Source organism: Pseudomonas ekonensis, from assembly GCF_019145435.1.
GTDB classification, from domain to species: domain Bacteria; phylum Pseudomonadota; class Gammaproteobacteria; order Pseudomonadales; family Pseudomonadaceae; genus Aquipseudomonas; species Aquipseudomonas ekonensis.
Window position 1 is genome coordinate 899,518 of record NZ_JAHSTS010000001.1, and the last position, 23,427, is coordinate 922,944.

The 23,427-nt window shown below is 64.3% G+C and carries 17 protein-coding genes and 1 riboswitch; of the genes, 15 read left to right on the forward strand and 2 right to left on the reverse strand.

Annotation, left to right across the window (positions count from 1 at the left end):
• The first annotated feature begins 181 nt into the window (after nucleotides 1-181).
• The 7 genes from acs (at nucleotide 182) to argR (ending at nucleotide 8,167) form a co-directional block, all read left to right on the forward strand.
• Nucleotides 182-2,137 (forward strand): acetate--CoA ligase, encoded by a 1,956-nt coding sequence (gene acs, locus KVG96_RS04130; RefSeq protein WP_217890928.1) that lies wholly within the window; start codon nucleotides 182-184, stop codon nucleotides 2,135-2,137.
• A 723-nt stretch (nucleotides 2,138-2,860) separates the two neighbouring features.
• Nucleotides 2,861-3,634 (forward strand): ABC transporter substrate-binding protein, encoded by a 774-nt coding sequence (locus KVG96_RS04135; RefSeq protein WP_085578241.1) that lies wholly within the window; start codon nucleotides 2,861-2,863, stop codon nucleotides 3,632-3,634.
• Nucleotides 3,635-3,725: 91 nt separating this feature from the next.
• Entirely contained in the window at nucleotides 3,726-4,415 is a 690-nt protein-coding gene (locus KVG96_RS04140) for an ABC transporter permease (protein WP_085636661.1), read from the forward strand.
• Nucleotides 4,412-5,110: an ABC transporter permease gene (locus KVG96_RS04145; RefSeq protein WP_217890929.1), complete on the forward strand. Its 699-nt coding sequence runs from the start codon at nucleotides 4,412-4,414 to the stop codon at nucleotides 5,108-5,110. Before KVG96_RS04140 ends, KVG96_RS04145 begins: the two co-directional genes overlap by 4 nt.
• 1 nt (nucleotide 5,111) lies before the next feature.
• The gene (locus KVG96_RS04150; protein ID WP_217890930.1) at nucleotides 5,112-6,224 is read left to right on the forward strand and encodes a M14 family metallopeptidase; all 1,113 of its coding nucleotides are present in this window, start codon (nucleotides 5,112-5,114) and stop codon (nucleotides 6,222-6,224) included.
• 27 nt (nucleotides 6,225-6,251) lie between these two features.
• A complete protein-coding gene (locus tag KVG96_RS04155) occupies nucleotides 6,252-7,016 on the forward strand; it encodes an ABC transporter ATP-binding protein (RefSeq protein ID WP_085578237.1) in 765 nt (254 codons plus the stop codon).
• Between the two features lie 170 nt (nucleotides 7,017-7,186).
• Nucleotides 7,187-8,167, forward strand: coding sequence for a transcriptional regulator ArgR (gene argR / locus KVG96_RS04160; RefSeq protein ID WP_217890931.1), 981 nt, complete (start codon nucleotides 7,187-7,189; stop codon nucleotides 8,165-8,167).
• 17 nt (nucleotides 8,168-8,184) lie between these two features.
• Here the strand turns inward: argR and KVG96_RS04165 are convergent, their stop codons facing one another.
• Nucleotides 8,185-13,077, reverse strand: coding sequence for a dermonecrotic toxin domain-containing protein (locus KVG96_RS04165; RefSeq protein WP_225927209.1), 4,893 nt, complete (start codon nucleotides 13,075-13,077; stop codon nucleotides 8,185-8,187).
• A 239-nt stretch (nucleotides 13,078-13,316) separates the two neighbouring features.
• On the opposite strand from KVG96_RS04165, the gene KVG96_RS04170 reads away from it, so the two are divergent.
• The 7 genes from KVG96_RS04170 (at nucleotide 13,317) to astE (ending at nucleotide 21,205) form a co-directional block, all read left to right on the forward strand.
• A complete protein-coding gene (locus tag KVG96_RS04170; protein WP_217890932.1) occupies nucleotides 13,317-14,537 on the forward strand; it encodes an aspartate aminotransferase family protein in 1,221 nt (406 codons plus the stop codon).
• A gap of 228 nt (nucleotides 14,538-14,765) precedes the next feature.
• Nucleotides 14,766-15,785: an arginine/ornithine succinyltransferase subunit alpha gene (gene aruF, locus KVG96_RS04175; protein ID WP_217890933.1), complete on the forward strand. Its 1,020-nt coding sequence runs from the start codon at nucleotides 14,766-14,768 to the stop codon at nucleotides 15,783-15,785.
• A 51-nt stretch (nucleotides 15,786-15,836) separates the two neighbouring features.
• Entirely contained in the window at nucleotides 15,837-16,865 is a 1,029-nt protein-coding gene (gene astA, locus KVG96_RS04180) for an arginine N-succinyltransferase (RefSeq protein WP_085578233.1), read from the forward strand.
• Nucleotides 16,862-18,328 (forward strand): succinylglutamate-semialdehyde dehydrogenase, encoded by a 1,467-nt coding sequence (gene astD / locus KVG96_RS04185; protein WP_217890934.1) that lies wholly within the window; start codon nucleotides 16,862-16,864, stop codon nucleotides 18,326-18,328. Before astA ends, astD begins: the two co-directional genes overlap by 4 nt.
• A 162-nt stretch (nucleotides 18,329-18,490) precedes the next feature.
• Nucleotides 18,491-19,837: an N-succinylarginine dihydrolase gene (astB, locus tag KVG96_RS04190; RefSeq protein WP_217890935.1), complete on the forward strand. Its 1,347-nt coding sequence runs from the start codon at nucleotides 18,491-18,493 to the stop codon at nucleotides 19,835-19,837.
• 57 nt (nucleotides 19,838-19,894) lie between these two features.
• Nucleotides 19,895-20,182: a topoisomerase II gene (locus KVG96_RS04195; RefSeq protein ID WP_085578230.1), complete on the forward strand. Its 288-nt coding sequence runs from the start codon at nucleotides 19,895-19,897 to the stop codon at nucleotides 20,180-20,182.
• 12 nt (nucleotides 20,183-20,194) lie between these two features.
• On the forward strand, nucleotides 20,195-21,205 hold the full coding sequence (astE, locus tag KVG96_RS04200) for a succinylglutamate desuccinylase (RefSeq protein WP_217890936.1): 1,011 nt from the start codon (nucleotides 20,195-20,197) through the stop codon (nucleotides 21,203-21,205).
• A 158-nt stretch (nucleotides 21,206-21,363) separates the two neighbouring features.
• Here the strand turns inward: astE and KVG96_RS04205 are convergent, their stop codons facing one another.
• Nucleotides 21,364-21,873: a 6,7-dimethyl-8-ribityllumazine synthase gene (locus KVG96_RS04205; RefSeq protein ID WP_217890937.1), complete on the reverse strand. Its 510-nt coding sequence runs from the start codon at nucleotides 21,871-21,873 to the stop codon at nucleotides 21,364-21,366.
• A 96-nt stretch (nucleotides 21,874-21,969) separates the two neighbouring features.
• Nucleotides 21,970-22,141: riboswitch (FMN riboswitch) on the reverse strand.
• Nucleotides 22,142-22,337: 196 nt separating this feature from the next.
• Between KVG96_RS04205 and ltaE the strand changes: the two genes are divergently transcribed.
• Nucleotides 22,338-23,342 (forward strand): low-specificity L-threonine aldolase, encoded by a 1,005-nt coding sequence (ltaE, locus tag KVG96_RS04210; RefSeq protein ID WP_217890938.1) that lies wholly within the window; start codon nucleotides 22,338-22,340, stop codon nucleotides 23,340-23,342.
• Nucleotides 23,343-23,427 lie beyond the last annotated feature (85 nt).

Here is a 23,427-nt window from a genome sequence, read left to right on the forward strand (position 1 = left end):
TCCCCGGCAGGCCAAGGCCCACAAGGGCTGCGGTTAACCGGACGGGCTCGGCCATGGCGTGCTTCGGGATTGTCTGGATGTTTTGTAGGGGCTTGTTACTACCATCGTCGAATGGTTCTATACGGGCGCCCCGGCTACAACAGGGTCATACAAAAACAACTATTACACCGAGGTAGGAAAGATGAGTGCGGCTTCCCTGTATCCCGTTCGCCCTGAAGTTGCGGCCAATACGCTGACCGACGAGGCGACCTACAAAGCCATGTATCAGCAGTCGGTCGTCAACCCGGACGGCTTCTGGCGCGAACAGGCCAAGCGCCTCGACTGGATCAAGCCTTTCACCGCGGTGAAGCAGACGTCGTTCGACGACCATCACGTCGACATCAAGTGGTTCGCCGATGGCACCCTGAACGTTTCCTACAACTGCCTCGACCGCCATCTTGCCGAGCGCGGCGATCAGATCGCGATCATCTGGGAAGGCGACGACCCTTCCGAGAGCCGCAACATCACCTACCGCGAACTGCACGAACAAGTCTGCAAGTTCGCCAATGCCCTGCGCGGCCAGGATGTGCACCGCGGTGACGTGGTCACCATCTACATGCCGATGATTCCCGAAGCCGTGGTCGCCATGCTGGCCTGCACCCGGATCGGCGCGATCCACTCGGTGGTGTTCGGCGGCTTCTCGCCGGAGGCCCTGGCCGGGCGCATCATCGACTGCCGTTCCAAGGTGGTGATCACCGCCGACGAAGGCATCCGCGCCGGCAAGAAGATCCCGCTCAAGGCCAACGTCGACGACGCGCTGACCAACCCGGAAACCGGCAGCATCCAGAAAGTCATCGTGTGCAAGCGCACCGCCGGCGACATCAAGTGGAACCAGCACCGCGACATCTGGTACGAAGACCTGATGAAAGTGGCCGGCACCGTGTGCGCGCCGAAAGAGATGGGCGCCGAAGAAGCGCTGTTCATCCTTTACACCTCCGGCTCCACCGGCAAGCCGAAGGGCGTGCAGCACACCACCGGCGGCTACCTGCTGTATGCGGCCATGACCCACGAGCGCGTGTTCGACTACCGTCCGGGGGAAATCTACTGGTGCACCGCCGACGTGGGCTGGGTCACCGGGCACTCCTACATCGTCTACGGCCCGCTGGCCAACGGCGCGACCACGCTGCTGTTCGAAGGCGTGCCGAACTATCCGGACATCACCCGGGTGGCCAAGATCGTCGACAAGCACAAGGTCAACATCCTCTACACCGCACCGACCGCGATCCGCGCCATGATGGCGTCCGGCACGGCGGCCGTCGAAGGGGCGGACGGCAGCAGCCTGCGCCTGCTCGGTTCGGTGGGCGAGCCGATCAACCCGGAAGCCTGGGACTGGTACTACAAGAACGTCGGCCAGTCCCGCTGCCCGATCGTCGACACCTGGTGGCAGACCGAGACCGGCGGCAACATGATGAGCCCGCTGCCGGGCGCCCACGGCCTCAAGCCGGGTTCGGCGGCACGTCCTTTCTTCGGTGTGGTGCCGGCGCTGGTGGACAACCTGGGCAACATCATCGAGGGCGAGGCCGAGGGCAACCTGGTGATCCTCGATTCGTGGCCGGGCCAGGCGCGCACCCTGTACGGCGATCACGACCGTTTCGTCGACACCTACTTCAAGACCTTCCGCGGCATGTATTTCACCGGTGACGGCGCCCGTCGCGACGCCGACGGCTACTACTGGATCACCGGCCGGGTGGACGATGTGCTCAACGTGTCCGGCCACCGCATGGGCACCGCCGAGATCGAAAGCGCGATGGTCGCCCACCCGAAAGTCGCCGAAGCGGCGGTGGTCGGCGTGCCGCACGACATCAAGGGGCAGGGCATCTATGTCTACGTCACCCTGAAGAACGGCGAGGAGCCGAGCGAGCAACTGCGCCTGGAACTGAAGAACTGGGTGCGCAAGGAAATCGGCCCGATCGCTTCGCCGGACGTGATCCAGTGGGCGCCGGGGCTGCCGAAGACCCGTTCGGGCAAGATCATGCGCCGGATCCTGCGCAAGATCGCCACCGCGGAGTACGAAGGGCTGGGCGACATCTCGACCTTGGCGGACCCAAGCGTGGTGCAGCACCTGATCGATACCCACAAGACCATGAATGTCGCGTAAGCGGTGGGTCTGACGTGCTGAAAAGCCCCGTCCGGCGCATGCCGGGCGGGGCTTTTTTCTGCCTGCGAATTCTGGGCGGGAGGGCTGGCGTCATCGCCGGCAAGCCAGCTCCCACAAGGTTTTGTGGTGGTTTTGGGATATCGGTTTCAACACAAATCCCTGTGGGAGCTGGCTTGCCAGCGATAGCAATCTGTCAGGCAATGAAGAATCTGCTGATATTCCCCAACCAATAATTATCGGTTTCCCCCGTCAGACGCTTCCCGCTGTTACCGGCCCGACTTCAAGTAACTGAATGTGTAACCGCCGGCTCCGCAACGGGGCGATGGGAAACGTCGTGCCCGGTTTCAGGGCTTCAAAATGCCCTGCGCAAAATAAGACGGAACGCTGCGCTTGCCGGATTAGAAGGGTTTGCGAATAATAGGCCCGCAATTTGCAACATAGATCGGTTCACTGTCTTTTGCTCTTGCATGAAATTGCGGAGCTGTCAATCTGCTCAAGCGGGTTTCTCGGTGCATCTGTAATTAGTTGTCGCATTGAAGAAATATCGGCTTCGGGCCTGTCGCTAGAATGCCGATCACTCGCTCGTCGTGGCTCGTGTTTAAACCCCAGGCGGTTTCGCCGGGAAACGTCCGACCGATGCAGCGCCGCTTTCCGATCCACCCATTCGCATATTGGGCTGTCGCTCACTCTGCCGTTTTTGCCCTTTACCGATGGAGTCCCAAGATGAAGAAACTTGTGCTGCTTGGCGCCCTGGCACTGTCCGTGCTGTCCCTGCCATCGTTCGCTGACGAAAAGCCTCTGAAGATCGGTATCGAAGCGGCTTACCCTCCATTCGCCTCCAAGGCCCCGGACGGCAGCATCGTCGGTTTCGACTACGACATCGGCAACGCCCTGTGCGAAGAGATGAAGGTCAAGTGCCAGTGGGTCGAGCAAGAGTTCGACGGTCTGATCCCGGCCCTGAAGGTGCGCAAGATCGACGCGATCCTGTCGTCCATGTCGATCACCGAAGACCGCAAGAAGTCCGTGGACTTCACCAACAAGTACTACAACACCCCGGCCCGCCTGGTCATGAAGGAAGGCACCGCTGTCAGCGACGGCCTGACCGAGCTCAAGGGCAAGAACATCGGCGTGCAGCGCGGCTCGATCCACGAGCGCTTCGCCCGTGAGGTCCTGGCCCCGCTGGGTGCCGAGATCAAGCCGTACGGCTCGCAGAACGAAATCTACCTCGATGTGGCCGCCGGCCGCCTCGACGGCACCGTGGCGGACGCTACCCTGTTGAATGACGGCTTCCTGAAGACCGACGCCGGCAAGGGCTTCGCGTTCGTCGGTCCGCAGTTCACCGACGAGAAGTACTTCGGCGACGGCGTCGGCATCGCCGTGCGCAAGGGCGATGCACTCAAGGACAAGATCAACACTGCCATCGCGGCCATCCGCGAGAACGGCAAGTACAAGCAGATCCAGGACAAGTACTTCGACTTCGACATTTACGGCAAGTAAGTCCGTCGTCCGACCCGTCCGAAATGGCGCAAGCAACAGAATCTCTGCGGTTTGCGCCATTTTTTCATCCCAACTTTCGAGGACCTGAATCATGTTGAAAGGCTACGGGGCTGTCATCCTCGACGGCGCATGGCTGACGCTTCAGCTCGCCTTGTCGTCCATGGCCCTGGCGATCGTTCTCGGTCTGATCGGTGTCGCGCTGCGGCTGTCGCCGGTGCGCTGGCTGGCGTGGCTGGGCGACCTGTACGCCACGGTGATCCGCGGGGTGCCTGACCTGGTGCTGATCCTGCTGATCTTCTACGGCGGCCAGGACATGCTCAACCGCGTGGCGCCGATGCTCGGCTACGACGAGTACATCGACCTGAACCCGCTGGCCGCCGGTATCGGCACCCTGGGCTTCATCTTCGGTGCGTACCTGTCCGAGACCTTCCGCGGTGCGTTCATGGCTATTCCCAAAGGGCAGGCCGAAGCGGGCATGGCCTACGGCATGAGCGGTGTGCAGGTGTTCTTCCGGGTGATGGTGCCGCAGATGATCCGCCTGGCGATCCCGGGGTTCACCAACAACTGGCTGGTGCTGACCAAGGCCACCGCGCTGATTTCCGTGGTCGGCCTGCAAGACATGATGTTCAAGGCCAAGCAGGCGGCCGACGCCACCCGCGAGCCTTTCACCTTCTTCCTGGCAGTGGCGGCGATGTACCTGGTGATCACCAGCGTCTCGTTGCTGGCGCTGCGTCACCTCGAGAAGCGCTACTCGGTAGGCGTAAGGGCGGCTGAGCTATGATCTTCGACTACAACGTCATCTGGGAGGCGCTGCCGCTGTACCTCGGCGGGCTGGTGACCACCCTCAAACTGCTCGCGCTGTCGCTGCTGTTCGGCCTGCTCGCGGCGCTACCGCTGGGCCTGATGCGCGTCTCGAAGAACCCGGTGGTCAACATGACGGCCTGGCTCTACACCTACGTGATCCGCGGCACGCCGATGCTGGTGCAGCTGTTCCTGATCTACTACGGCCTGGCCCAGTTCGAGACCGTGCGCGAAAGCTTCCTGTGGCCGTGGCTGTCCAGCGCAACGTTCTGCGCCTGCCTGGCCTTCGCGATCAACACCAGCGCCTACACCGCCGAAATCATCGCCGGCAGCCTCAAGGCCACGCCGAACGGCGAGATCGAAGCGGCCAAGGCCGTGGGCATGTCGCGCTTCAAGATGTACAAGCGCATCCTGCTGCCGTCGGCCCTGCGCCGGGCGCTGCCGCAGTACAGCAACGAAGTGATCATGATGCTGCAGACCACCAGCCTTGCGTCCATCGTGACCCTGATCGATATCACCGGCGCGGCCCGCACCGTCAACGCGCAGTTCTACCTGCCGTTCGAGGCGTACATCACCGCCGGCGTGTTCTACCTGTGCCTGACCTTCATCCTGGTGCGCCTGTTCAAGCTGGCCGAGCGCCGCTGGCTGAGCTACCTGGCCCCGCGGAAGCACTGACATGGAACGCATCGACCACGTATTGCCGTGGAGCCACCTGGGCAGCGAACGCCGGATCTCGGTGTTCCGCTTCGGAAGCGGCGAGCGCAAGGCCTACATCCAGGCCAGCCTGCACGCCGACGAGCTGCCGGGCATGCGCACCGCCTGGGAGCTGAAGAAGCGCCTCGGCGAGCTCGAAGCCCAAGGCTTGCTCAACGGCGTCATCGAACTGGTGCCGGTGGCCAACCCGCTGGGTCTTGGCCAGTTGCTGCAAGGCAATCACCAGGGCCGGTTCGAGGCGGGCAGCGGCAAGAACTTCAACCGCGACTTCGTCGAGCTGAGCGCGCCGGTGGCCGCCGGGCTGGAAGGGCGGTTGGGCGATGATCCGCACGCCAACGTCCGGCTGATCCGTCAGGCGATGACCGATCACCTGGCGGCGTTGCCCGAGGCCGGCAGCCAGCTGCAAGGCATGCAGCGCGTGCTGCTGAGCCACGCCTGCACCGCCGACGTGGTGCTGGACCTGCACTGCGACGCCGAAGCCGCGCTGCACCTTTACGCGTTGCCGCAGCACTGGCCGCAGTGGCGTTCGCTGGCGGCGCACCTGAACGTTAAAGTGGGGCTGCTGGCAGAAGACTCCGGCGGCAGTTCCTTCGACGAAGCCTGCTCGCTGCCGTGGCTGCGCCTGTCGCGCCTGTTCCCGGATGCGTCGATTCCCTTGGCGTGCCTGGCGACTACCATCGAGCTGGGCGGCCAGGCCGACACCGGCCGGGCGCAGGCCGAGGACTGGGCCGAAGGCATCCTGGCGTTCCTCGCCGAACAGGGCCTGATCGGCGGCGAGTGGCCGCAGCCGGCGCACGAACCTTGCGAAGGCTTGCCGTTCGAAGGCACCGAGCTGCTGCTGGCGCCGCACCCCGGTGTGGTGAGTTTCCTGCGCAGGCCCGGTGAGTGGGTCGAGGCCGGCGACGAGATTTTTGAAGTGATCGACCCTGTGTCCGATCGGGTCAGCACGGTGTGTGCTGGTACGTCCGGGGTGCTGTTTGCCATTGAACGGCTGCGATATGCCCAACCCGGTTTCTGGCTGGCCAAGGTGGCGGGGCGCGAAGCGCTGCGTCACGGGCGCTTGCTCAACGACTGACTGACTGTTTTTGTGAGAACCGACCGCATGTACAAACTTGAAGTCCAAGACCTGCATAAACGCTACGGCAGTCACGAAGTGCTCAAGGGCGTGTCCCTGAAGGCGGCAGCCGGCGATGTGATCAGCATCATCGGCTCCAGTGGCTCCGGCAAAAGCACTTTCCTGCGTTGCATCAACCTGCTTGAGCAGCCGCACGCGGGCAAGATCCTGCTCAACAACGAAGAACTCAAGCTGGTGGCGAACAAGGACGGCGCGCTGAAGGCGGCCGACCCGAAACAGCTGCAGCGCATGCGCTCGCGCCTGTCGATGGTGTTCCAGCACTTCAATCTGTGGTCGCACATGACCGCGCTGGAAAACATCATGGAAGCGCCGGTCCACGTGCTGGGCGTGTCCAAGGCCGAGGCCCGCGAGAAGGCCGAGCACTACCTGAACAAGGTGGGCGTGGCCCATCGCAAGGACGCCTTCCCGGGGCACATGTCCGGCGGCGAGCAGCAGCGCGTGGCGATCGCCCGTGCGCTGGCGATGGAGCCGGAAGTGATGCTGTTCGACGAACCGACCTCGGCCCTCGACCCGGAACTGGTGGGCGACGTGCTCAAGGTCATGCAGTCCCTGGCCCAGGAAGGCCGCACCATGGTGGTGGTGACCCACGAGATGGGCTTCGCCCGTGAAGTGTCGAACCAGCTGGTGTTCCTGCACAAAGGCCTGGTGGAAGAGAGCGGCAACCCGCGCGAAGTGCTGGTCAACCCGCAGTCGGAACGCTTGCAGCAGTTCCTTTCCGGCAGCCTCAAGTAATCGCTGCCGTTTTGCACCAAATCAGGTCATGCTGCGCAACCTGAAGCCTGACCTCAATCCTGTGGGAGCTGGCAAGCCAGCTCCCACAATGGATCTATGTCGGGTTCAAGATTACGGGCTAGCATTGGCCCATGCCTTCTTCACCGCTCTTCGTTTCGGATTGCCCGCCCATGACTGCCCATCGAATTGGTTTCCTGATTTGGCCCAGCACTAAAGCCTTGACGCTGGCGCTGGCGGAGGAGGCCTTGCGGGTCGCCCAGCGTGTGCATCCGGAAGTGGTCTATGAGCTGTCCTTCCTGCAGGCCGAACCGCCGAGCGAAGGCGATTGGCAACTGCCCGGCGAACCCTGGTCCGGCAAGCTGGAGAACTTCCAGAAACTGTTCCTGCTCGCCGACGAGCCGCCGGCCGCCCTGGCGCCGAACCTCACCAGCGCGCTCAAGCAACTGGTGCGTGCCGGTTGCGTGATCGGCGGGCTGTCCGCCGGCGTGTACCCGTTGGCGCAACTGGGGTTGCTCGACGGCTACCGTGCCGCCGTGCACTGGCGCTGGCAGGACGACTTCGCCGAGCGCTTCCCCAAGGTCATCGCCACCAGCCATCTGTTCGACTGGGACCGCGACCGTCTGACGGCCTGCGGCGGCATGTCGGTGCTCGATCTGTTGCTGGCGGTGCTGGCTCGTGACCACGGCGCTGAACTGGCCGGCGCGGTCTCCGAGGAACTGGTGGTCGAGCGCATCCGCGAGGGCGGCGAGCGCCAGCGCATTCCGCTGCAGAACCGCCTGGGCTCCAGCCATCCGAAGCTCACCCAGGCGGTGCTACTGATGGAGGCCAACATCGAAGAGCCGCTGACCACCGACGAAATCGCCCAGCACGTGTGCGTGTCCCGCCGGCAACTGGAGCGGATCTTCAAGCAGTACCTCAACCGTGTGCCGAGCCAGTACTACCTGGAGCTGCGTTTGAACAAGGCTCGGCAGATGCTGATGCAGACCAGCAAGTCGATCATCCAGATCGGCCTGTCCTGCGGTTTCTCCTCGGGGCCGCATTTCTCCAGCGCCTACCGCAACTTCTTCGGCGCCACGCCGCGCGAAGACCGCAACCAGCGCCGCAGCAGTAGCCCGTTCGAACTGTCTTCGGTGCCGCCGGAGCGCGGTTGATCCCCTGTGGGGGGGCGTCACTCTTCGGTCGCGGAGTCGTCGGAATCCGAAATTTCCATTTCCGCCTGGTCGATGACCGCCTCCACACCGAAATCGATCGATGTCTTTTGGAAGTAGACGGTCAGCAGCCGCAGGGCCCTTTGGGAGAATGGGTTGCCGCGCAAGTCGATGCTTTCGGCGATCTCCGGCGGCAGTTCCAGGAGGTCTTCGGGGAGCTCGGTGATGGCGTTGTCGGTCAGGCCCACGGCTTCAGGATCCTTGAGTTGAAGCAGGCCGGCAGGCAGTTCGGTGAGGCCGCAGTTGTCCAGTTGCACGCTGAGCAGGTGGGGCATCTGGTGGATGTCGGGTGTCAGTGCCAACGGGTTGTCGCTCAGCTCCAGGTGCTGCAGGCGATCCATCTGCGCCAGGGCCAGGGCCGTTTGCGGGCTCAGGGTGATGAGGCAGTCGGGGAGGTTCAGGGAGACAAGCTTGCCCATCCGGAAAACGGGGTCAGGAATGTTCTCCAGGCGAAATCCCCGAACGCTCAGGATGCTCAGGTCAGGAAAGCTTTCCAGAAATCGTGAAATGCCGCCGGCAAGGCCTGTCTGGCTGGTCAGGTGGATCATCGATACATGGCGAAGATCCGTGCGCAGAGCGGGCAATTCACCGGTGATCTGGGTTTCCAGACGCAGGGTGTGACCGGGCTGTTCCGATTCGTCGAAATCGTTCAGTTCCGTTTCCCGGCGCCAGCAACGCAATACGAATTGCTTGAACTCATCCCGCGCCGAGTGCTCGATCAGCAGTTGCCGGGCGCTGAAGGGCTGGTTGGTCAGAGGGTGGAGGGCGGGCACGTCGGCGGTCCACGCGGACAAATCGATCTCGAGCAGGCTCAGTTCGAACTCCAGTTGCCCCAGCCGCACGCGTGCATCGCTCGTCTTGCCCGGCAGCTGGTAGAAAAAGTGACCGGCCTGGTTCCGGTCCATGCCCGGATAAAGGGACTGCACGCGATGGAGGTCGGGCTCCTCAGGCAGGATGCTGAAGTTTTGTCCGGTGCGTTGGATGTAGGGCCTGAGACGTTCTCGGGCAGCGGCTGTGAAGGGGTTGCCGGTCAGGTCGAAGCCGTTCTGGAGCGCGGGCGGCAGGCTGAAGAGGGCGTCGGGCAGCTCCTGGATCCGGTTGTTGTTGAGCAGGGCGGTATGCAGGTGCGGGCGGGTCAGCAGCCCGTTCGGCAATTGGGAGATGCCGGTCCGGGACAGGTCGATGAAGCCCAGGTCGGGCAGGTTGCTCACATCGGGCGTCAGTCCCAGGGGATTCCTGTACAGGTCCAGCGTGGTCAGTCGGTGCATTTCGGACAGCATGGCGTGTGCCCTGGCGTCGAGGCTGATGGCGCAGTCGCTGAGGATCAGTTCAACCAGATCCGGCGATCGCGCGACGACCGCCGGGAGATCGCCCAGGGGAATGTTGCGCACGGTCAGGTGACTCAAGCCGGAAAAGCTGCGCAGAAACTCATGGGCGCCCCGGGTGGTGCCATTGCTGATGAGTGTCAGCGTGCTCACGGCGCTGAATTCGGTGTTGAGCCTTGGCAAATCACCGAAGATCGGCTGAAGAGAACTGAATGCCAGGGTACTGATCCCGGTTTCCGCCAGCGTCCATTGCTGCTGCCAGCAGTCCATCAGGTCTTCGGCGAATCGCTGGCGGACCTGCTGCTGGAAGAGACGTTGGTCGCGGCTGATGCTGATGCGCGTATCCGGGAGGTGGTGCGCAATGGCGTTGATCCAGGTGGACAAGGCTGTGTGCAGCTCTTCCTGTTGAGTGATGAGTCGATGGAGCACCTCCCGCGGGCCGGTCGGGTGCCGCTGCATCCGTTGGACAAAGGCGTTGAGCTCATCGGCTGAGAGATGGGGAAACAAGGCCTGTGCATGCTCTTGCAGGGGCGGGGCTCCGAAAGGCTTGAGGCGATAGCCGTCGCCGCCGCCCAGCAGGCGCATCACGGTCGGATCGTAGGTCGGTTTGAGGATGGGATGGCGTGCCAGGAGCGTGCGCACCGTTTGGCGGTCAGGAGCATGACGGCGCACCCATTGCCTGAGTGTGTCGTTGTGACCGGTGGCGGTGCCCAATGCCTGGCGCTCGTGCTCCGGCAGTTTTTCCAGGGCTTGCCGGATCAGGCGGCCGGTATCGGGGTTGTCTGCGGTGGACGGCAGCTCAAGCCCTTCGTAGGCCCGTGCGATGCGTACCTGCAAGCCTGCCTCCCGGCAGATGTCGGCCAGGCGCGGGGAAATCCTGCCGATGGTCAGTTGCTGCCGTTCGTGTTCGTCCGCCCGGTGTTCGATCACCTGTGCAAGGCCTTTCGGCAAGCCGTGCTCGCTGTCCATCAGCACTTGAACGGGACCGGGCGCGCCGCGCTCCAGCACGTTGTATCGCTGTCCGAACAGGGCCGGGCGGTGGTCGATGGCGAGTTGTCTGAGAGTCTGTCGCAGTTTGCGCGTGCGCGCCTCGAGGGTGGCGGAGGCGCGTTCTTCGTCGAGCAGCACCGTGGCTTCGCTGTCCGGAAGCTTGAGCAGCAAGGTTTTCAGCAGGTCGCCGTCGTGCAGCCTTGCGATGTCGAGCTCTATGGGCGGCATGTCGGTGGCGGGGCTTTGCCACAGGGTTTTGCGCGCGCCGTCGATCAGGCGAACGCGCAGGTTCGCCGACTGAGGGCCGTAATCGTGGAGCAGTTTGAGCTGCATCAGCGGATCGGCGTTCAGATAGTCTTCTGGCCGTTCACTGCCGATGGCGTCAATGAAGGCCTGTATCTCCCGGTCGATCTCGAAGCGTTTGAGGGTGTCGTACAGCAGCGCCGGCATCGCGTCGTTGTTCACATGCAGCTTGCGCAATGCGTTGTCGTTGCCACCGCTGATGCGCAGCATGGTCTCGCGTTCGTCTGCCGTAAAGCGTTGCATGTGTGGCCCGAAGCGTCGCAGGAGGGTATCCCTGTCCCAGCCCAGCGGTTGATCTAGCACCGTTTGCCACGCGCCGGCATGGTTGTGCCGCAGTGCAGGCTTGTAGGCTTGCGGGCGGGACGGATGTTCGATGCGATGCAGACCGGTGACCGGGTCTTTGCTCACCGCGTAACGTTTGTTCTCCAGCGGCAGGATGAGTTTGCCTTGGTGTCGATGCAGGCCGAGGGCGTCTGGCGTCGAATCGCTCGGCAGGCCGGTGGCCTGTTCGTAAGGTTTAAGGTCGGGTTGCCAGTAGCGCATCTGGCCGTTGGGGCGCTTGATCCTGTCGAATCGATCCAGGAACTGAACGGTGTCGCGGGGCAGCAGTGCCGGCCATTCGTAGGCCAACAGTTGGGCGCCGGCCGCGAAGGCGCCGAGCTGGACCGCCGACTCGACGACGCCCATGAAATGCCCGAAGGCTTCCCGCGTTTGCCCTTCGGCCCATTCCACCAGGCTTTCAAAGGTCTGGTCGAGCATCTGGTAGGCCATGTACGCCAGCATGGCCTCGCCCAGCAAGGGCACGAACGGCGCGGCAATGAACGCGGCGACATCCAGCAGCGCCGTGGCGATGCTCGCCAGGGCGTCCCAGAGCGCCCAGCGCTGTTTGCGGTCGGCCTCGGCGGTGGGGACGGCGATTGTCCGGGCGTCGTTGAGGATCTTGTCGAGCTTGCTCTGATAGAGATGTGTCAGCAGCCCGGTTCTGATGGGGTCGGTGGTCAATTGCAGGTTGGGGTGTGCGATGGGGCGTTCCCGCCATGTCGGACGCGGGTCTTGAGGCGGGACGGGTTGCCGGGCGATGGTGGTGAGCCGGTCGTTCAGTGCGGCGAAGAAGCCTCCGCGCGCCGCGTGGTCGATGAAGCGGCTGAAGAACTGCTGGTAGTCGGGCGCCCGCAGGCGTCGGCTCAGTTCCTCGGCAAACGATGCGCTGGACGGGTATTGCTTGATCGGGTGCAGCGGGTCATCGGGAATGTAGGCAACCACACCGAGCGTTTGCCGGCTGCGGTCAAGATCGCGGGAGAACAGGATGACGCCGGTCAGGCGGCAATCCAGCACCGTCAAGGCGTGGCCGCGCCAGGGTTGGTCGCGCGACGGCGGGGCCTGCGGTGTGTCGAGCAGGCCCAGAATCATCTGGTGAGTCTCGCTGTCCAGCAGTGTCTGCATCCGGGCCATGCGCAGCGCGGCGATAAGCGCCGCTTTCTGGTTGTCCTGGACGGCGGACTTCAGGAACGCTCCGACGACCGGGTTGCTGATGCCCAGGTTGTCCTCCAGGTACGCCTTGTAGCGCTTGCCGATGTCCAGTTCCCTGCACGTTCGGGCGAATGCGGCGATGGGCATTTTCTCTAGCGTCTTGGGCATGGTCCGGAAGTGCCCGTCGGCGGAGGGTGGAGTGATGTAGGTCGACTCGGGTTCGAAGGCATCGGTGCGGGTTTCGTCGCTTTCGAAGTTGTGCAGCGCCGCCTCCAGCAACGACACCGTCCAGGTGCGGGCCGCCCCCGTTTTGATCGCCGGCCAGGGAAGGTGTGCGGGCACGTAGAGGCGCAGCCAGGTGTTGCGGACATCCAGATCGAGCCCGAAACGGGTCTTCAGTTCTGCCTTGAGCAAGGGCTCGGCGAAGGCGTCCGGACTTTTCAGGCGGCCCAGCGCGTCATCGACGCGGTTCTGGGTCTCCATGTGTCTGGCCAGCAGCGCGCTCAGTCCGGAGTGCTGGTGCGGCGTAGCCGATGCCAGGTTCGGCGGCATGCCGGGCTTGATGCGGCTCAGCGCTGTGCGCCGGTGGGGTGTTGCCCGTTGCAGCCAGGAAGGGATCGCGTCGATCAGGTGGCGATAGTGGAGGTTCGGGCGCAGCGCTTCGGAAGGGGCGGTGACAACGGGGTGGGTGTTCATCGGAGAGCGAGCCGTGCTGTTTGATGGACGGACAGCAGACTCCATAGGCGTGCGCCGTGTGCGGTACATATGTACCGCACACGGAAAAACGGCATGGGATACAAAGTGACAAGTCTGCCGCAAACCCCGGCCGCCAGTTAAACTGCGCCTTTGCGACCCTATTTGTCGCATTGCCGTAAACCCGGGAAAAACCGGGGTTTGCGCTATAAGAAGTTGTCGCTTGGCGACAAGGCCGGGCTGAAAACTGTCCTTACAATCCCCCCATCTCCCGCCAGTTTCAGGCGGGTGTTCCTCATCAGGAGACTCCGATGTCCGTTGAGCACGCTGCGGTACAACGCGCCGATTTCGACCAGGTAATGGTTCCCAACTACGCGCCTGCCGCGTTCATTCCGGTGCGTGGCGAAGGCTCTCGCGTCTGGGACCAGACCGGCCGCGAGCTGATCGACTTCGCCGGCGGGATTGCCGTCAACGTGCTGGGCCACGCGCATCCGGCGCTGGTCGGCGCCCTGACCGAGCAGGCGAACAAGCTGTGGCACGTGTCCAACGTGTTCACCAACGAGCCGGCCTTGCGCCTGGCCCACAAGCTGATCGACGCCACCTTCGCCGAGCGCGTGTTCTTCTGCAACTCCGGCGCCGAAGCCAACGAGGCCGCGTTCAAGCTGGCCCGTCGCGTGGCGTTCGACCGTTTCGGCAGCGAGAAGTACGAAATCATCGCCGCGCTGAACAGCTTCCACGGTCGTACCCTGTTCACCGTGAACGTCGGTGGCCAGTCGAAGTACTCCGACGGTTTCGGACCGAAGATCACCGGCATCACCCACGTGCCGTACAACGATCTGGCGGCCCTGAAGGCTGCCGTTTCCGACAAGACCTGCGCGGTCGTGCTGGAGCCGATCCAGGGCGAAGGCGGTGTGCTGCCGGCCGAGCTGGCCTACCTCAAAGGCGCCCGCGAACTGTGCGACGCGCACAACGCGCTGCTGGTGTTCGACGAAGTGCAGACCGGCATGGGCCGCACCGGCAAGCTGTTCGCCTACCAGCATTTCGGCGTGACCCCGGACATCCTGACCAGCGCCAAGAGCCTGGGCGGCGGTTTCCCGATCGCGGCGATGCTCACCACCGAAGCGCTGGCCAAGCACCTGGTCGTCGGCACCCACGGCACCACCTACGGCGGCAACCCGCTGGCGTGCTCGGTGGCCGAGGCGGTGGTCGACGTGATCAACACCCCTGAGGTGCTCAACGGCGTCAACGCCAAGCACGACAAGTTCAAGACCCGCCTGGAGCAGATCGGCCAGAAGTACGGCCTGTTCACCCAGGTGCGCGGTCTGGGCCTGCTGATCGGCTGCGTGTTGAGCGATGCCTGGAAAGGCAAGGCCAAGGACGTGTTCAACGCCGCCGAGCGTGAAGGCCTGATGATCCTGCAGGCCGGTCCGGACGTGATCCGTTTCGCGCCGAGCCTGGTGATCGACGATGCCGACATCGACCAGGGCCTGGAGCGCTTCGAGCGCGCCGTGGCCAAGCTGACGCAAGCCTGATTGACCCTCCGGCGCCTGACCGCTCAGGCGCCGGATCCGATTTTCGTTTCGCACCGACACACACTGTGGGAGCCAGCCCGCTGGCGATGAGGGCCTGACAGCCAACATCACTGTTGCCTGAAAGGACGCGATCGCCGGCAGTCTGGCTCCCACAATCGACTCTGGGTCGACCCGGGGACGGTGCGGAATTTTTCACCTGTGATTTTCATGAGAGAAAGGAGTGACACCATGCTGGTGATGCGCCCTGCGCAAATGGCTGACCTGGGCGAGGTACAGCGTCTGGCTGCGGACAGCCCGATCGGTGTCACTTCGTTGCCGGACGACGTGGAGCGCCTGAGCGACAAGATCGCCGCCAGCGAGGCGTCGTTCGCCGCCGAGGTCAGCTTCAACGGCGAGGAAAGCTACTTCTTCGTCCTCGAAGACACCGTCGCCGGCAAACTGGTCGGCTGCTCGGCCATCGTCGCCTCGGCCGGCTACTCCGAACCGTTCTACAGCTTTCGCAACGAGACCTTCGTGCACGCTTCCCGCGAGCTGAAGATCCACAACAAGATCCACGTGCTTTCGCAGTGCCACGACCTGACCGGCAACAGTCTGCTGACCAGTTTCTACGTGCAGCGCGACCTGGTGGGTTCGCCGTGGGCCGAGCTCAATTCCCGTGGCCGCCTGCTGTTCGTCGCCAGTCACCCTGAGCGCTTCGCCGACTCGGTGGTGACCGAGATCGTCGGCTACAGCGACGAGAACGGCGACTCGCCGTTCTGGGACGCCATCGGCCGCAACTTCTTCGACCTCAACTACGCCGAGGCCGAGCGCCTGTGCGGCCTCAAGAGCCGCACGTTCCTGGCCGAGCTGATGCCGCACTACCCGATCTACGTGCCGCTGCTGCCGGACTCCGCCCAGGAGGCGATGGGCCAGGTGCACCCGCGTGCGCAGATCACCTTCGACATCCTGATGCGCGAAGGCTTCGAGACCGACCATTACATCGACATTTTCGACGGCGGCCCGACCCTTCACGCCCGCGTCTCGGGGATCCGTTCGATCGCCCAGAGCCGCGTGGTGCCGGTGAAGATCGGCGAGCCGGTCAAGGGCGCAGGGCGCCAGTACCTGGTGGCCAACGCGCAGTTGCAGGATTACCGCGCTGTCCTGCTGGAGCTGGACTACGCGCCCGGCAAACCGGTGACCCTGGACCTGGAAGCGGCCGAAGCCCTGGGCGTCGGCGAGGGCGCCAGCGTGCGCCTGGTGGCGGTTTAACGCCTTAGCGAGTTTCACGGGTGGCGTTGGCGGCCCGTTTGAGGAGATAGCATGATCGTTCGTCCCGTACGCAGCAGCGATTTACCCGCTCTGATCGACCTGGCCCGCAGCACCGGCACCGGCCTGACCACCTTGCCGGCCAACGAAGAGCGCCTGACCCATCGGGTCGGCTGGGCCGAGAAGACCTTTCGCGGCGAAGCCGGCCGCGGCGATGCGGACTACCTGTTCGTGCTCGAAGACGACAACGGCCGCGTGGTGGGGATCTCCGCCATCGCCGGCGCCGTCGGCCTGCGTGAGCCGTGGTACAACTTCCGGGTCGGCTTGACCGTCAGCGCCTCCCAGGAGCTGAACATCTACCGCGAGATCCCGACCCTGTTCCTGGCCAACGACCTGACCGGCAACTCCGAGCTGTGCTCGCTGTTCCTGCACGCCGACTACCGCACCGGCCTCAACGGCCGCATGCTGTCCAAGGCGCGGATGCTGTTCATCGCCGAGTTCCCGCAGCTGTTCGGCAACAAGATCATCGCCGAGATGCGCGGCGTGTCCGACGAGGCGGGCCGTTCACCGTTCTGGGAAAGCCTGGGCCGGCATTTCTTCAAGATGGAATTCAGCCAGGCCGATTACCTGACCGGCGTCGGCAACAAGGCATTCATCGCCGAACTGATGCCGAAATTCCCGCTGTACACCTGTTTCCTGTCCGAAGACGCCCGCGCCGTGATCGGCCAGGTGCACCCGGACACCGAGCCTGCGCTGGCGATGCTCAAGGGCGAAGGCTTCAGCTATCAGGGCTACGTCGACATCTTCGACGCCGGCCCCGCCATCGAATGCGAAACCGGCAAGATCCGCGCGGTGCGCGACAGCCAGGCGCTGGTGCTGGCGGTGGGCACGCCGGGCGACGACGCCACGCCGTTCATCATCCATAACCGCAAGCGCGAAGACTGCCGGATCACGGCAGCTCCGGCGCGTCTGGCCGCCGGCACCCTGGTGGTCGATCCGCTGACCGCCAAGCGCCTTCAACTCAATGCCGGCGACCAGGTGCGCGCCGTTCCGCTGTCCGCAGCCCGGGAGTCGAAACAATGAATTCGCTATACATCGCAGGTCAGTGGCTGGCCGGTCAGGGGGACGCGTTCGAGTCGCTGAACCCGGTGACCCAGCAAGTGCTGTGGTCGGGCCAGGGCGCGACCGCCGCCCAGGTCGATTCGGCGGTGCAGGCTGCGCGCCAGGCGTTTCCGGCCTGGGCCAAGCGTTCCCTGGAGGAGCGCATCGGCGTGCTCGAAGCGTTCGCCGCCACCCTGAAGAGCCACAGCGACGAACTGGCCCGTGCCATCGGCGAGGAAACCGGCAAGCCATTGTGGGAAGCCGCGACCGAAGTCACCAGCATGGTCAACAAGATCGCGATCTCGGTGCAGAGCTACCGCGAACGCACCGGCGAGAAGAGCGGCCCGCTGGGCGACGCCACCGCCGTGCTGCGCCACAAGCCCCACGGCGTGGTGGCGGTGTTCGGCCCGTACAATTTCCCTGGCCACTTGCCGAACGGGCACATCGTGCCGGCGCTGCTGGCCGGCAACAGCGTGCTGTTCAAGCCGAGCGAGCTGACGCCGAAGGTCGCCGAGCTCACGGTCAAGTGCTGGATCGAAGCCGGTCTGCCGGCCGGTGTCCTGAACCTGCTGCAAGGCGCCCGTGAAACCGGCATCGCCCTGGCGGCCAACCCTGGCATCGACGGCCTGTTCTTCACCGGCTCCAGCCGCACCGGCAATCACCTGCACCAGCAGTTCGCCGGACGCCCGGACAAGATCCTCGCCCTGGAAATGGGCGGCAACAACCCGCTGGTGGTGGATCAGGTCGCCGATCTCGACGCGGCGGTCTACACGATCATTCAGTCGGCGTTCATCTCCGCCGGCCAGCGCTGCACCTGCGCCCGCCGTCTGCTGGTGCCGCAAGGCGCCTGGGGCGACAGCCTGCTGGCGCGCCTGGTGGCGGTGACGTCGACCATCGAGGTCGGCGCGTTCGACCGCCAGCCGGCGCCGTTCATGGGCTCGGTGATTTCCCTGGGCGCGGCCAAGGCCCTGATGGACGCCCAGGCGCATCTGCTGGCCAACGGCGCGGTGCCGCTGTTGGAAATGACCCAGCCGCAGGCGCAGTCGGCCTTGCTGACGCCGGGCATCCTCGACGTGACCGCGGTGGCGGGTCGTCCGGACGAAGAACTGTTCGGCCCGCTGCTGCAGGTGATCCGCTATGCCGATTTCGACGCGGCCATCGCCGAAGCCAACGACACCGCCTACGGTCTGGCCGCCGGCCTGCTGTCGGATTCCGAGGCGCGTTACCAGCAGTTCTGGCTGGAAAGCCGTGCGGGCATCGTCAACTGGAACAAGCAACTGACCGGCGCCGCGAGCAGCGCGCCGTTCGGCGGCGTTGGCGCGTCGGGCAACCACCGCGCCAGCGCCTACTACGCGGCGGACTACTGCGCCTACCCGGTGGCTTCGCTCGAAACACCGGACCTGGCGCTGCCGGCGGCCCTGACGCCAGGCGTGAAGATGGCGTGATGCCCATCGCCAGCAGGCTGGCTCCCGCAGGAGCGATGCAGGGCACATCAGGTGCCGGCACCGATCAACCTGTGGGAGCGGGCTTGCCCGCGAAGGCTGCGCCGCAGTCTCAAAGAACCGTTACGCAAGCCTATAACAACAGATTCTCGTGGAGCCTCGCTGATGAAATCCTGTGAAGTCAATTTTGACGGTCTAGTGGGGCCGACCCACAACTACGGCGGCCTGTCCTACGGCAACGTCGCCTCCCAGAGCAACAGCCAGCAGTCTTCCAACCCCAAGGAAGCCGCGCTGCAAGGCCTGGCGAAAATGAAAGCGCTGATGGACATGGGCTTTGTCCAGGGCGTGCTGGCGCCGCAGGAGCGTCCGGACGTGGCCGCCTTGCGCCGTCTGGGTTTTGGTGGCACCGATGCCCAGGTGATCGAGCGCGCCGCCAAGGAAGCGATGCCGCTGCTGGTCGCCAGTTGCTCGGCGTCGAGCATGTGGGTGGCCAACGCCGCCACGGTCAGCCCGAGCGCCGACACCGCCGACGGCCGCGTGCATTTCACCGCCGCCAACCTCAACTGCAAGTACCACCGCAGCATCGAACACCCGACCACCAGCCGCGTGCTGGGGGCGATGTTCGCCGATCAGCAGCACTTCGCCCATCACGCCGCGTTGCCGGCGGTGGCGCAGTTCGGCGACGAAGGCGCGGCCAACCACACCCGTTTCTGCCGTGAGTACGGCGAGGCCGGCGTCGAGTTCTTCGTGTTCGGCCGCAGCGCGTTCGACACCCGCTATCCGGCGCCGCAGAAGTACCCGGCGCGCCAGACCCTCGAAGCGTCCCAGGCAGTCGCCCGCCTGCACGGCCTGCGCGACGACGGCGTGGTCTACGCCCAGCAGAACCCGGCGGTGATCGATCAGGGCGTGTTCCACAACGACGTGATCGCGGTGGGCAACGGCGAGGTGCTGTTCTATCACGAGGACGCGTTCCTGGAGACCGAGCAGATGCTGGCCGAGCTGCAGGCCAAGCTCGCCAAGGTCGGCGGCAAGTTCCAGTCGATCTGTGTGCCGCGTTCGGCGGTCACCGTGGACGACGCGGTGCGCTCCTACCTGTTCAACAGTCAGTTGCTGTCGCGCCCTGATGGTTCGATGCTGCTGATCGTGCCGGAAGAGTGCCGCGGCAACGAGCGCGTCTGGAACTACCTGCAAAGCCTGACCGGCTCCGGCGGCCCGGTTCGCGAGGTCAAGGTCTTCGATCTGAAGCAAAGCATGCAGAACGGCGGCGGCCCCGCTTGCCTGAGGCTGCGTGTCGCACTCAACGAAACCGAACTGGCGGCGGTCAATCCAGGGGTTATCATGACGGCACCGTTGTACGGTTCGTTGACCGCATGGGTTGAAAAGCACTACCGCGACCGCCTGACCGAAAACGATCTGGCGGATCCGCAATTGCTGCTTGAATGCCGGACGGCACTGGATGAACTGACGCAAATCCTTAAACTGGGCGCGGTTTATCCATTCCAGATCAATTGATGGCCGGTGCGCCGCCTTCGCGCGGCGCACGGCTTCATCTTCCAAGAGAGCGTAAACATGAGTGATTCCCTGCAGCTGATCCTTGAAGACACCGACGGCACGCAACTGCAAACCTCCTGCACCCGCGTCGCGGTCATGTGGCAAGGCAAGGAGCTGTGGATCCAGCAGGACGGCCGCGGCCAGCTGCTGATCGGCGTCGACGTCGAAGAAGACGACGAAGAGTACGCCAACCTGTTGCTGCGCCCGTTGGCGACTAATCTGGTAAGTCTGCAACTGGAAATGGAACCGGCCGACCTCGGTGGCGAGGAACATGTGCACGGCCCGGATTGCAACCACGACCACTAAGGAAACCGCTCTATGCTCGCCCTCGGCAAACTGCTTGAACTGACCCTCGCCGGCCGCGAACCGGCGGAGAAGACTCAACTGACTGTCGAAGGCGTGCGCATGCGCTGGTTGAGCGAGGGCGCGCTGGAAGTGCGGCCGCCCGAAGCGCGCGACAACGGCCTGGATCTGCTGCTGTCGGCAGGGATCCACGGCAACGAGACCGCGCCGATCGAATTGCTCGACCGCCTGTTGCATGACATCGCCCGCGGCGACCTGAAGCCGCGCGCACGCATTCTGTTCCTGTTCGGCAACCCGGAAGCGATCCGCAAGGGCGAGCGCTTCATCGAGCAGGACGTCAACCGGCTGTTCAACGGCCGTCACGAACAAAGCAGCGGCTGCGAAGCCTTGCGCGCCTGTGAGCTGGAGCGCCTGGCGGCGAGTTTCTTCAGCCTGCCGGGCCGTCAGCGCCTGCACTATGACCTGCACACCGCGATCCGCGGCTCGAAGATCGAGCAGTTCGCCCTGTACCCGTGGAAAGAAGGGCGCCAGCACTCCCGGCGCGAACTGGCCCGGCTGCGGGCGGCGGGCATGGAAGCGGTGCTGCTGCAGAACAAGCCGTCGATCGTGTTCAGCTCGTACACCTACGACAAGCTCGGCGCCGAGTCCTTCACCCTTGAGCTGGGCAAGGCCCGGCCGTTCGGGCAGAACGCCGGGGTCAACGTGTCGTTGCTGGAAAACCGCCTGAAGCAGATCATCGAGGGCAACGAGCCCGAACAGGCGCACGAGGGCCTGGACGGCCTGCAACTGTTCAGCGTGGCCCGGGAAATCATCAAGCACAGCGATGCCTTCCGCCTGAACCTGCCGGCGGACATCGAGAACTTTTCGGAACTGGACATGGGTTATGTGCTGGCCGAAGACCTGGCCAATACCCGCTGGATCATCGAAGAGCAGGGCGCCCGGATCATCTTCCCCAACCCCAAGGTCAAGAACGGCCTGCGCGCCGGCATCCTGATCGTGCCGACCACGGACGATCAACTGGCCTGAGCACGCCGCACGAACCCTGCGGGCTTCGTTCACTGAATCCGGGAGCACCGCAGACCCTGTGGGAGCTGGCTTGCCAGCGAATTGGCCAGCCCATCCGACATCGATGGTGACTGACCCGTCGCCCTCGCGAGCAGTCGGGCTCCCACGGGTTTCGGCGCTTAGACCGCTACGGCGCGCGGCTCACTGCGGCGCAGCGCACGGATCTTCAGCAGCGTGTCGGCGCAGGTTCTCGCCGCTTCCTGACCCTTGTGCACGAAATGCTCGAAGAAGAACTTCTGGTGCTCTTCGCCGGCATGGAAGTGGTGCGGGGTCAAGGACACCGAGAACACCGGCACTTCGGTTTCCAGCTGAACCTGCATCAGGCCGCTGACGACCGACTGGGCGACGAATTCGTGACGGTAGATCCCGCCGTCCACCACCAGGGCGGCCGCGACGATGCCGGCATAACGACCGGTCTTGGCCAGCAGCTTGGCGTGCAGAGGCATTTCAAACGCGCCGCCGACCTCGAAGAAATCGATGTCCGCTTCCTGGTAGCCCTGGGCGATCATTTCGGCGACGAAGCCTTTACGGCTCTGGTCGACGATTTCCTTGTGCCAGCAGGCCTGGATGAACGCGACGCGCTCGCCCTGCGTGTGTTTGGTTTTGCTGTCGATAGCGGTGGGTTGCATGTTCTGACTCCTGTTTGTGTGAAAAACAGGGCGATATGAATCGAAAGGGATCAAGGGTACGCGCGCGCAAGCACGCAGACGGCCCTTTGGCGTCAATCCCGTTCTCTCTTCATCCGGACTGTGACCGTCGGCCCCGGAATCACACCGGGTCTGCTGACCTTGCCGTCGGGCACAACCTGAGCCGTGCCTGCCGTCAAGCGCTCGCGGGCTATGCGCGTTGCGCGCAATTACCGCCGGTGGGGAATTGCACCCCGCCCTGAGAACGTTGTGCCGCCCTTCGTCGGGCGGCGCAGCGTTTGTAACACAGTTCCCCTGGCGATGCATTGCGCCTTTGTGATGATTGCCATCGAATTTTTCGCTTCAAGCGGTGACTTTTCCTTGCCCAAGGGTTGATTAATCCGCGCCATGCCCGCAGTAATTCCGATACGAATAGGGATTTCCCCTGCTGACTTGAGGCCAGGTTCATGAGCGTTATCGATCTTCGCAGCGACACCGTCACCCAACCGTCTCCCGCAATGCTTGAAGCGATGGCCCGCGCGGCCACCGGTGACGATGTGTATGGCGAGGATCCGACGGTCAACCGTCTGGAAGCCGAACTGGCAGAACGGCTGGGGTTTGCCGCGGCGCTGTTCGTGCCGACCGGCACCATGAGCAACCTGCTGGGCTTGATGGCCCATTGCGGACGCGGCGACGAATACATCGTCGGCCAGCAGGCGCATACCTACAAATACGAAGGCGGCGGCGCAGCGGTGCTGGGCTCGATCCAGCCGCAGCCGCTGGAGGTGCAGGCCGACGGCTCGCTGGATCTGGAGCAGGTGGCCGCCGCGATCAAGCCCGATGACTTCCACTTCGCCCGCACACGCCTGCTGGCGCTGGAAAACACCATGCAAGGCAAGGTGTTGCCGCTGGAATACCTGGCCCGGGCCCGGCGTTTCACCCAGGAGCACGGCCTGGCCCTGCACCTGGACGGCGCGCGCCTGTACAACGCGGCGGTCAAGCTGGGCGTCGATGCCCGGGAGATCACCCGGCATTTCGATTCGGTCTCGGTGTGCCTGTCCAAGGGCCTCGGCGCCCCGGTGGGCTCGGTGCTGTGCGGCTCGGCCGAGCTGATCGGCAAGGCCCGCCGGTTGCGCAAGATGGTCGGCGGCGGCATGCGCCAGGCCGGTCTGCTGGCGGCGGCGGGGCTGTACGCGCTGGAGCACAACGTCGAGCGCCTGGCGCAGGACCACGCCAACGCCGAGCTGCTGGCCGAAGGGCTGCGCGACGCCGGGTTCTGCGTCGAGCCGGTGCAGACCAACATGGTCTATGTGCAGATGGGCGACCGGGCCCATGCCCTCAAGGCGTTTGCGGCGGAGCGCGGGATCCGGCTGAGCGCCGCCGCCCGTCTGCGGATGGTCACGCACATGGACGTCAATCGCTCGCAAATCGGGCAGGTGGTCGAGGCATTCGTCGCGTTTTCGCGCAAGTGACAGCGTTGGCGGCCCAATTGACTGCTTCTATCGTATAAACACGCTGTACCCCGCGCGCAGGGCCGATATAATGCGGCCCTTTGCC

What these genes read in the sequence shown, in the direction of transcription:
- astE (WP_217890936.1), top strand. Translation starts at nt 20,195, where the DNA reads ATGCTCGCCCTCGGCAAACTGCTTGAACTGACCCTCGCCGGCCGCGAA.
- KVG96_RS04170 (WP_217890932.1), top strand. Translation starts at nt 13,317, where the DNA reads ATGTCCGTTGAGCACGCTGCGGTACAACGCGCCGATTTCGACCAGGTA.
- astA (WP_085578233.1), top strand. Translation starts at nt 15,837, where the DNA reads ATGATCGTTCGTCCCGTACGCAGCAGCGATTTACCCGCTCTGATCGAC.
- astD (WP_217890934.1), top strand. Translation starts at nt 16,862, where the DNA reads ATGAATTCGCTATACATCGCAGGTCAGTGGCTGGCCGGTCAGGGGGAC.
- acs (WP_217890928.1), top strand. Translation starts at nt 182, where the DNA reads ATGAGTGCGGCTTCCCTGTATCCCGTTCGCCCTGAAGTTGCGGCCAAT.
- KVG96_RS04165 (WP_225927209.1), bottom strand. Translation starts at nt 13,077, where the DNA reads ATGTACCGCACACGGCGCACGCCTATGGAGTCTGCTGTCCGTCCATCA.
- KVG96_RS04195 (WP_085578230.1), top strand. Translation starts at nt 19,895, where the DNA reads ATGAGTGATTCCCTGCAGCTGATCCTTGAAGACACCGACGGCACGCAA.
- KVG96_RS04145 (WP_217890929.1), top strand. Translation starts at nt 4,412, where the DNA reads ATGATCTTCGACTACAACGTCATCTGGGAGGCGCTGCCGCTGTACCTC.
- KVG96_RS04140 (WP_085636661.1), top strand. Translation starts at nt 3,726, where the DNA reads ATGTTGAAAGGCTACGGGGCTGTCATCCTCGACGGCGCATGGCTGACG.
- KVG96_RS04150 (WP_217890930.1), top strand. Translation starts at nt 5,112, where the DNA reads ATGGAACGCATCGACCACGTATTGCCGTGGAGCCACCTGGGCAGCGAA.
- argR (WP_217890931.1), top strand. Translation starts at nt 7,187, where the DNA reads ATGACTGCCCATCGAATTGGTTTCCTGATTTGGCCCAGCACTAAAGCC.
- ltaE (WP_217890938.1), top strand. Translation starts at nt 22,338, where the DNA reads ATGAGCGTTATCGATCTTCGCAGCGACACCGTCACCCAACCGTCTCCC.
- KVG96_RS04155 (WP_085578237.1), top strand. Translation starts at nt 6,252, where the DNA reads ATGTACAAACTTGAAGTCCAAGACCTGCATAAACGCTACGGCAGTCAC.
- KVG96_RS04205 (WP_217890937.1), bottom strand. Translation starts at nt 21,873, where the DNA reads ATGCAACCCACCGCTATCGACAGCAAAACCAAACACACGCAGGGCGAG.
- astB (WP_217890935.1), top strand. Translation starts at nt 18,491, where the DNA reads ATGAAATCCTGTGAAGTCAATTTTGACGGTCTAGTGGGGCCGACCCAC.
- aruF (WP_217890933.1), top strand. Translation starts at nt 14,766, where the DNA reads ATGCTGGTGATGCGCCCTGCGCAAATGGCTGACCTGGGCGAGGTACAG.
- KVG96_RS04135 (WP_085578241.1), top strand. Translation starts at nt 2,861, where the DNA reads ATGAAGAAACTTGTGCTGCTTGGCGCCCTGGCACTGTCCGTGCTGTCC.